Source organism: Longimicrobiaceae bacterium, assembly GCA_035936415.1.
Lineage (GTDB): Bacteria > Gemmatimonadota > Gemmatimonadetes > Longimicrobiales > Longimicrobiaceae > JAFAYN01.
Genome location: DASYWD010000420.1, coordinates 1 through 8,636 on the forward strand (window position 1 = coordinate 1; position 8,636 = coordinate 8,636).

Below are 8,636 nucleotides of genomic sequence, written 5' to 3' on the forward strand. Positions count from 1 at the left end.
GTAGGGCGGGGACCCGCTTCGCCTTCAGAAAATTGCGCCCGGTCAGGCGTAGACGCCCTCCGTGACCGTTTCCCCGCGCGGCATGGCCGTCTCGCGGCTGCGGAGCGCCTCTTCCGCCGCGGCGTCCACCTCGGCGGCGACCCTCGCCTCGATCTCCTCCAGGCGCGCGCGGGGGATCCCCTCCTCCTCCAGCCAGGCCTCGTAGAGCCCCACCGGGTCGCGCTTCCCCCAGTGCGCGAACGTCTCCGCGTCGAAGATGGAGCGCGCCTCCCGCTCGTCGTGCGTGGCGTGCCCGCCCATGCGGAAGGTCTCGCCCACCAGCAGGGTGACGCCCTCGCCCGCCCGGGCGCGCTCGACGGCGATCCGGGTCGCGGCGTAGGCGTCCAGCACGTGGTTGCCGTCGAAGACGCCGCCGGCCACCCCGTACATCCGCGGCCACTCGGAGAAGCGGCCGATCCCCCCGTGCTCCGGCCGCGTCCCCAGCGCCACCTGGTTGTCGTGGATGATGACCACGGCCGGGAGGCGCTGCACCGCCGCGAAGTTGATCCCCTCGTGGAAGGCGGCCGTCTTGGTGGAGCCGTCGCCGATCCAGGTGAGCGCCACCCGGTCCTCGCCGCGCTGCCGGAAGGAGAGCGCCACCCCGGCGATCACCGGGACCATGTCGCCCACGTGGGAGATGGGGGGGATCACCCCGCCGCGCACCTCGCCCACGTGCCCGTCGCGCCCGCGCGAGGGGGAGTCGTCCGTCCCCAGGTAGCCGCGCAGCATGTCCGCCACGGACATCCCCATCTCGTGGCAGGCACCGGCGTTGCGGATCATGGGCGCGACCACGTCGTGGTCCGGGCCGCTCCGGCGCAGCGCGTGCACCGGCCCGATGGTGGCCGCCTCCTCCCCCGTCCCGAGCCACGCCTTGGAGATGGTCCCGCTCTTGACCCAGCGCTTGAGCGCCACGTCGTGCAGCCGGTTGCGCACCAGCCCCTCGTAGAGCTCCAGGAGCCGCGCCTCGTCCAGCTCGCGGATCCATCGCGCCCGCTCCGGGTCCGCGTCCACGCGCTCACGGAACTCCCGCACCAGCGCCGGGTCGGCCGTCCAGTGCACGTACTCGGGGGGGTCGTATGCGGCGAAGCGCTTCATCGGCCCGTCGGATGGCGGTGGCGGGATGGTTCATGTGACGCGGACGCGGGAGGATACGCCCCCCGGCGGCGCTCCGCAATGGGCCGCGCACCCCCCGGCGCGGCTCAGCCCGCCGCCTGCAGCTCCTCGCCCGGCTGCTCGGCGCAGCTCTCGTCGGCGATGCACCGGCCGATGCGCGCCGCCATGACGTCCAGCTCCGAGCGCGAGGGCACCGGCGCGCCGGGGTCCGGAAGCTGCAGCGGGAACGGCTGCCCCTCGGGGACGGGGATCAGGTGCAGGTGGAAGTGGAACACGTCCTGCCCGCCGTGCGCCCCGTTGGGGGAGAACAGGTTGACCGCCCGGCACCCGGTGGCCCGGCGCAGCCCGGGGAGGATGCGCCGCGCCGTCGCGAAGGTGCGGGCCGCCAGCTCCTCGGGGACGTAGAACAGGTTCTTGTGGTGCTCCTTGGGGAGAACCAGCACGTGCCCCCGGTGCAGGGGCTGGACGTCGAGGAACGCGATCACGTCCTCGTCCTCGTAGATGACGCTGACCATCTCGTCTCCGCCGATGATCCGGCAGAAGACGCAGTCGGGGTGCTGGTTCGGGTCCACTCCGGCCTCCGCGTTTCCGGGTTCGTCCGTCTCGATTCCGCCCTCCGGGGCAAGCAAGGAGCGGGCCGGGCGGGGTCGGAGCGGGGTTGCGGAGCACGCCCGGACCGGCGAAATTCTGCCCCCGTCCGTACACCATCCGTTCACCGAGCCCGACATGTCGAAGAAGGACCGGCTGCGAAAGGGCCGCTCGAACGCAGCCCCGGGAAGGGGGGGGATCACCCCGCTGCTTCCGCTCATCCTCTTCGAGACCATGCGCGACATGGATCGCCCGGAGGAGGTGCTGGAGGGCGAGAACCTGGCATTGAGCCTCCCCCGGCGCTTCGGGCTGAACGACGTGGTGCACACGCAGATCCACCGCTTCCGCGAGGAGGTGCGCCGCAAGCGCCTGCAGGCGGAGTCGGAGATCGAGAACCTGATCCGCCTGGTGATCCGCCGGCCGGACGCGGAGGAGATCTTCGAGGAGGCGGGGCGGCGGATCGCCCGGCTCGAATGGGAGGACCGCAGCGGCACCTTCCGGCGGCTGGTGCCCCACCTGCCGCCGTCGCTGGCGATCCGCTCGGCCCGCCGCGCGGCGCTCCGCGTCTTCCGGCAGATCTCCGGGAACGGCCGCCTGCAGGTGCCCCGGCGGCCGCTGGGCGTCCGCATCGCCGGCTCGCTCACGGCGCGCGCCGACCCCGGCGGCGCCGCCTGCGCGCTGTACTCCGGCGTGCTCACCGAGCTGATGGAGCGCTACACCGGGCGCGACCACCTCCCCCAGCACCCCGTCTGCGAGACCCGCGGCGCGGAGCTGTGCGAGTGGACGGCAACGGCAGGGAACAGGGAATAGGGGCGAAGCGAATGAGTGCCGCTCCACGGCCTGCTACGGCAGAACGGCGCCCCCACCGGAAGATCCCGGCGGGGGCGCCGTCGTTCGGCGCCTTTCCGGAAGGAGCTATTTCCGCCGCCGTCCCATCATCCAGCCGCGATGGATGGAGCGCGGCTCCTCCACGGTCACGAAGGCGTGCGGGTCCCAGATCCCCACCTGCTCGAAGGCCACGGGGAGGTCGCGGCGCCGCAGCACGGCGTAGACCACCTCCACCGTCCCCTCCCGGCCGAACCCGGCGAACTCCGTCACGCCGAAGCCGCGCTCCCGTAGCGCCTCAGCGATCTCTACCCCGCCGTGCTGCGACATCACGCGCACGGTGGCCAGCCCCAGCGCCATCTTCTCCTCGATCGTGAGCCCCACCACCGACCCCATGGCGAACCCCGCGGCGTACCCCATCAGGTGCAGCGGCGACCCCAGGTGCTGGATGGCGTTCCCCACCGCGAAGATCCAGACGAGCACCTCGAAGAAGCCGATCAGGGGCACCACGTGCTTCTGCCCCCGGACCGAAAGAAGCATCCGCATCGTGGCGAGCGAGACATCCACAATGCGGAGCGAAAAGATCACCAGCGGCCCCCACGCGGAGGCGAAAAGAGCATCCATTCCGAGCCGCAACCTCCCTTCCTGGTACAACTTCCGCTTCGCCCGCCGGGACCTCCGGCCGGACAGCTCCCTGGAACCCCAAACCATGCCGGAGGGTCCGCCGTCACCCGCTGCGCCACGCCCCGACATACGCACGGCGCCCCCACCGGAAGATCCCGGCGGGGGCGCTGTTTCGTACTTCGCACTTCCCGCCCCTACACCGGCGCGTCGCAGTCCCCCTCCTCCTCCTCGTCCACGCCCGCGGCCCGGAACACCTTCCGCCGGATCCGCCGGTCGAAGAGGGCCCATTTCGCGTCGCGCTGCTCCGGGTCGTCGTCCATGCCCGAGAGGAAGCCCACCCCGATCTCGAACCCGCCCGCGCGGCTGCGGCCCCCGCCGTACGGCTGCCCGCGCACGTCCGATCCCAGCGCCTCCTTGAGGAAGGAGTCCACGGAGAGCGTCACCTTGGAGGTGCGCAGGCTCCCCGAGACCAGCTCCCGTCCCTCGTCGCCGCAGAGGATGCCGTACACGATCGCGGTGTGCACGTTCTCCTCGGTGAGCAGGAAGTCCGCCGCCTGGGGGATGGCGTCGCGGTCGGCCCAGCGGAGGTAGCCCACCCCCGCCACGGAGATCCCCCCACGGATGACGCGCCGGGCGAGCGCCGCCTCGATCACGTCCATGGTGGCGTGCGACTTCTGCACGCAGAGCACCCGCTCCAGCAGGTCGGCGTCCACGAACTCGCTGAGGTACGCCGCGGCGTGGTACTCCGGCGCGCGGGCGTGGATGAAGCCGTCCGTCTCGCTGTGCAGGCCGTGCATCAGCGCCGTGGCGAGCAGGGCGTGGGCGCGGCTCTCCGGGTCCAGGCGCAGGATCCGCCCGCTGCGGAGGTATTCCGTGAACAGGGTGGCCGCCGCCCCCACCGGGCGGATGTCGCTGAAGACCGGGTCCAGCACGTCCTGCGGGTCGTGGTGGTCGATCACCGCCAGGGTGGGCACCCCCGCCGCCCGGAGACGCTCCGTGAGCTGGGTGGTGGTCCCCTGGTTGTCCACGAAGACCGCCGCGTCGAACTCCTCCAGCTTGAGGCGCTCGCTGAAGCGGGTGAGGTGCAGGTCGAGCAGGTTGACCAGCGCCAGGTTCTCCGGGTGGCTGATCTGGCCGTCGTACACCACCTCCACCTCGATCCCGAACCCGCGGGCGATCTCCTGGTAGGCCATCCCCGAGGAGATGGCGTCCGGGTCCGGGAAGTCCTGGATCGCCACCAGGTGCCGCTCCCCCTTCCGGGCCGAGAGCAGGTCGGCCAGCGCGGCCGCGCGGAGCGCGCTCTCGTCCCCGGACGGGGGCGCGGGCACGGCCGGCCTCGTCCATTCCGCCATGGATTGCGTCTGCTGCGGCATCTTCCCTTCGGTTGCGGGGGGCGCTCGGTTCCCGTGGCCGGGAGACGCGAGGCGCGTGCCGCCGCCGGGGGGCGGGTCAGGAACCGCCCTTGCCGTTCCCGTGCGGGCGGTGGAAGTAGAACCCCTGCGTCAGGTGCACCCCCAGCGCCTTCACCGTCTCATACTCCTCCTCGCGCTCCACCCCCTCGGCGATCACCTTGATGTCGTGGTCGTTGGCGAACCGGACCATCGTGTCCACCAGGTTCTGCTTCATGAAGTTGCTGTCGATGCTGGAAATCAGCGAGATGTCGAGCTTGATGAAGTCCGGCGAGAGGTTGGCGATGCTCCCCAGCCCCGCGTACCCCGAGCCGGCGTCGTCCACGGCGAAGCGGAAGCCGCGGTCGCGGAACTCCTTCAGGTATCCCTGGAAGGTGGGGTAGTCGGTGATGGCGGTGCGCTCCGTGATCTCCAGCACGATCCGCTCCGGCTCATCCACCCCCAGCTCGTCCAGGTCCAGGTAGCGGAACTTGGGGTCGCGGAAGTCGTGCGGGTCGATGTTGATGAACAGGAGCTCGTCGGGCTTGAGGTGGCTGTCGATCCCCTCGATGGCCCGCTTGCGGCAGAGGCGCGACAGCTCCCAGATCAGGTTGGCCTCCTCCGCGACGCCGAAGAGCACCTCCGGCGAGCGCAGCCCCCGCAGCACGCCGCGGGCGAGCGCCTCGTACCCGTACACCGCCTGCGTCTCCGTCACCACGATGGGGTGGTAGTCGATGTAGACCGCCCCCTCGCGCAGGGTGTTCTTGAGGTCGGCCACCTTGCGGCTCCGCTCGCGGTGCTCCACGCTGCGGGCCGCCTGCGCCGCCTCCCGGATCCCCCGGTAGATCATCCGCTCGGTGCGGAGCTTGGGGTTGCGGAAGAGGGTGGTGGAGCCCACGTAGATCCCGAAGAGCCCGGCCACGTCCTCCCCGTGCTCCTTCTCCAGCCGCTCCCCGATGTAGCGCTCCAGCTCCTCGGCCAGCTCGTTGATGCGCCGGTCCGCCTCCTCCACCGGCTCCTGCAGGTCGGTGAAGAAGATGAAGTCGTCGTCCCCCGTGTGGGAGACCATCAGGTGGCTCTCGGAGCCGCCCCGCTGCCGCGCGTAGAACTCCCGCACGGAGCGCGCGGTGGTCTGCAGCACCTCGTCCAGCTTCTGCCAGCCGTAGATCTCCTCCAGCTTGGAGTAGCGGACGAACTCGATGTAGAGGATGGTGAGCCGGCCGCTCCGCTCCAGGATGTCCCGCCCCCGCTCCAGCATGACGGGGAGGGTGGGAAAGCCGGTGAAGCGGTCGTAGAGCAGCTCCTCGTAGCGCAGGTGCTCGGCGGCGTGCGAGGTGGCCTCCGGGCGCCCGGCCGTGCGGATGCGCGCGCGCGCGGACTCGATCCGGGCGGCGATCTCGGCGGCGTCGCTGGTGGTGAGCACCCACTCGTCCGCCCGCGCGCCGAAGGCGCAGGCGACCGCCCCTTCCGTGGGGCACGCCACCACCAGCGCGATCCCGCGCGACTCGGTCTCCTCCCGCAGCACCAGGATCTCGTCGCGGGCCGAAGCCTCGGCGAAGACCACGTCCGGGTGCGAGCGGAGCGCCTCCAGGAGCGGGTCGCCCGGGCCCCCGCCCGTGGCGCTCACCGTCGTCAGGTCCGCCTCCAGCCGCGTCGCCGCGGCGGTGAGCTGCTCCTGCAGCGCCGCGTCGCGCACCCGTGCCAGAACTCTCACGCGTCGGTCCCCCGCGCCGCCAGGTTGCGCTGCACCTTGTCCTCCAGCTCCTTGAGGTCCACCGGCTTGACCACGTAGTCGTCGGCCCCGGAGCGGAGCCCCTCGAACTTGTCCTCGAACCCCGCCTTGGCGGTCACCATCACCACGCGGGTACGCCCGAAGTCGGGGTGGTTCTTGATGGTGCGGCACACCTGCCACCCATCCATCCCCGGCATCATCACGTCCAGGAGGACCAGCGCCGGCTTGACCTGCTCCAGCTTGGCGAGGGCGGTGCGGCCGTCCTGCGCCTCTGCCACCACGTACCCGCGGGACTCCAGGAACGCCCGCAGGATCTCGACGTTGTCGCGGTTGTCGTCGACCACAAGGATCGTGTTGTCGTTCACGGTGCGGCCAGGGTTCGGAATGAGGCGGAGGGACGCCGGGCGCGCCGGTCGGCCCGGAAGACGCGAGACCGGGCAAAAAGCAGGCCACGGTGCCCCAAGACATTGCCGTACTTCGGTTTATGCGCCCGGTGGTCCGGACGGGGAGGTTTTCACGACGGTGCGGGAAAGGTGCGGTCCGGGCGCGACTCGCCGGTTGTGCCGCACCCGCGCGGCACGTTACATTGCCGGCCGGCCGAACTTTCCGGAAAAACCGGGCCGCCGCGCGGCCCGCCGGCCGACCCGTACACTCCGGCTCTTTCGGCGGCGGCACGCCGTTTTGACGGGGCTTCTCCGGCTACCCCACCGGTCGAACGTCCGCTCAACGGAGGGAGCAATCATGAACTTTCGCCGCAGGGAGGACCGTGCGCCGAGCCTGGTGCTCGCCAGCCCCGCCGCCCCGGAGGGAGAGTCCTTCCAGCCGGCCGGCGGATACCGGCTGGCGCTCCTGGCCCGCAGCGCGGAAGCCGACGGCGCGATGCGCCCGGTGCGCGAAGCGGAGGCGGCGCTCTCCGCGGACGAGGCGGTTCTCCTCCTGGACCTGGGCGCGCGGGACGCGGTGCTGGTGGCGGGGGCGGCGGTGCGGCCCATCCCCAGGGGGTGCGGCGGCGAGGACCTGCTGGAGCGCGCGGCGGTCGGTGCGGCCGCCTGGCGGCAGGAGCGCCTGCGCGCCTGGCGGCGCGAGCAGCTCCCGGAGAAGCTGATCGCCTTCTCGGAGCAGCTCAACGCGGCGGAGACGCTGGAGGAGGTCTGCCGGGCGGCGGGCGAGCACGTGCTCCGCATCGTGGACGGGTACCTGGCGGTGCTCTTCCTCCGCGAGCCGGGTGCGGCCGCGTTCCGCCCGGTGGAGGACTGCCTCTCCGGGTCGGAGTCGCGCCGCGTCGTCCTCCCGCGCCACACCCGCTTCACCCGTCCGGGCCTGCTGGCCCGGGACGACGCCCGTCCCGACACCGGCTCCCCCTTTTCCCCGCTCGCCCCGCTCTTCGCCGAGACCCGCGCCGCCGTCCTGGCGTACACCCCCGTGGGCGAGGACGGGATCCTGTTCGTGGTGGAGCGCCGGGGAGAGCGTGTATTCCTGCCGGAGGACTGGGACATCTTCCGCGCGCTCGCCAGCCTGGCGGAGGCCGCGCTGAAGCGGGTGCGCCTCCTGGGCGAGGTGCGCAGCCTCTCGCTGACGGACCCCCTCACCGGGCTGGCGAACCGGCGGCAGATGGAGGTGGTCCTGGAGCGCGCCTGGGCTGGGGCGCGCCGGGGGGAGCCGCTCACCCTCGTGGTGCTGGACCTGGACGACTTCAAGGCCGTCAACGACACGCACGGCCACCTGGCGGGCGACCGGATCCTGCGCACGGTGGCGGACGCCATGCGCCAGGAGGTCCGCGGCTCGGACCTGGTGGTGCGCTATGGCGGCGACGAGTTCGTGGTCATCCTTCCCCGCGGGACGGAGGACGGCGCCCGGGCGCTGGTGGAGCGCATCCGCAATCGGCTGGCGGGGACCATCGGGATCAGCGTGGGCGTCGCGGGCTACGAGCCCTCGTACGCCTCGCCGGAGGAGATGATCGCGGCCGCGGACGCGCGCCTCTACGCGGCCAAGCGGAGGCTTGCCCGCGGGGGGCCCCCCCGGGCGCGCGGCGAACCGGAGGCGCTGCGCACGCAGTCGCCCTGACGGCGGGCCCGCGGAGCCGGACCCGGCCGAAGCCTCACCCTCCCCCGCCGCGGGGGAGGGCTTTTTCGCGCCCGGCACGAGGCCGCTCGGGCGGCGCGCCCACCACGGCGTCCTGCACCGGGGCGGCCGGGAGACGCAGCAGGAACGAGGTGCCTCCGGGGCCCCGCCGCTCCATCTCCAGGCTTCCGCCCGCGTGCGCGGCGAGCGCGCGGCAGAGCTCCAGCCCGAGCCCGGCACCCTCCGCACCCCCGGCGCCCGCGGGG

At 72.4% G+C, this 8,636-nt stretch carries 9 protein-coding genes; 2 read left to right on the forward strand and 7 right to left on the reverse strand.

The window, feature by feature from the left end; all coding sequences use genetic code 11:
- Positions 1-42: 42 nt before the first annotated feature.
- Together VGR37_17100 and VGR37_17105 are read right to left on the reverse strand one after the other, a co-directional pair.
- A complete protein-coding gene (locus VGR37_17100; protein ID HEV2149128.1) occupies positions 43-1,134 on the reverse strand; it encodes a thiamine pyrophosphate-dependent enzyme in 1,092 nt (363 codons plus the stop codon).
- 104 nt (positions 1,135-1,238) lie between these two features.
- On the reverse strand, positions 1,239-1,724 hold the full coding sequence (locus VGR37_17105; protein ID HEV2149129.1) for an HIT domain-containing protein: 486 nt from the start codon (positions 1,722-1,724) through the stop codon (positions 1,239-1,241).
- Between the two features lie 154 nt (positions 1,725-1,878).
- Here VGR37_17105 and VGR37_17110 point away from each other — a divergent pair, with 154 nt between their 5' ends.
- Positions 1,879-2,550 carry a hypothetical protein gene (locus VGR37_17110; protein ID HEV2149130.1) on the forward strand — a complete coding sequence of 224 codons (672 nt, stop codon included), beginning with the start codon at positions 1,879-1,881 and terminating at the stop codon, positions 2,548-2,550.
- A gap of 105 nt (positions 2,551-2,655) precedes the next feature.
- Here VGR37_17110 and VGR37_17115 read toward each other — a convergent pair whose 3' ends face one another.
- The 4 genes from VGR37_17115 to VGR37_17130 form a co-directional block, all read right to left on the reverse strand.
- Positions 2,656-3,189 carry a DUF2179 domain-containing protein gene (locus VGR37_17115; protein HEV2149131.1) on the reverse strand — a complete coding sequence of 178 codons (534 nt, stop codon included), beginning with the start codon at positions 3,187-3,189 and terminating at the stop codon, positions 2,656-2,658.
- Between the two features lie 194 nt (positions 3,190-3,383).
- On the reverse strand, positions 3,384-4,517 hold the full coding sequence (locus VGR37_17120; protein HEV2149132.1) for a bifunctional oligoribonuclease/PAP phosphatase NrnA: 1,134 nt from the start codon (positions 4,515-4,517) through the stop codon (positions 3,384-3,386).
- Positions 4,518-4,638: 121 nt separating this feature from the next.
- A complete protein-coding gene (locus VGR37_17125) occupies positions 4,639-6,291 on the reverse strand; it encodes an EAL domain-containing protein (GenBank protein ID HEV2149133.1) in 1,653 nt (550 codons plus the stop codon).
- Positions 6,288-6,674, reverse strand: a complete 387-nt coding sequence (locus VGR37_17130) for a response regulator (GenBank protein HEV2149134.1) — start codon at positions 6,672-6,674, stop codon at positions 6,288-6,290. Before VGR37_17130 ends, VGR37_17125 begins: the two co-directional genes overlap by 4 nt.
- A 376-nt stretch (positions 6,675-7,050) precedes the next feature.
- On the opposite strand from VGR37_17130, the gene VGR37_17135 reads away from it, so the two are divergent.
- Positions 7,051-8,373, forward strand: a complete 1,323-nt coding sequence (locus tag VGR37_17135) for a GGDEF domain-containing protein (GenBank protein HEV2149135.1) — start codon at positions 7,051-7,053, stop codon at positions 8,371-8,373.
- A gap of 34 nt (positions 8,374-8,407) precedes the next feature.
- Here VGR37_17135 and VGR37_17140 read toward each other — a convergent pair.
- A partial coding sequence (locus VGR37_17140) for an ATP-binding protein (protein HEV2149136.1) occupies positions 8,408-8,636 on the reverse strand: 229 nt, incomplete at its 5' end.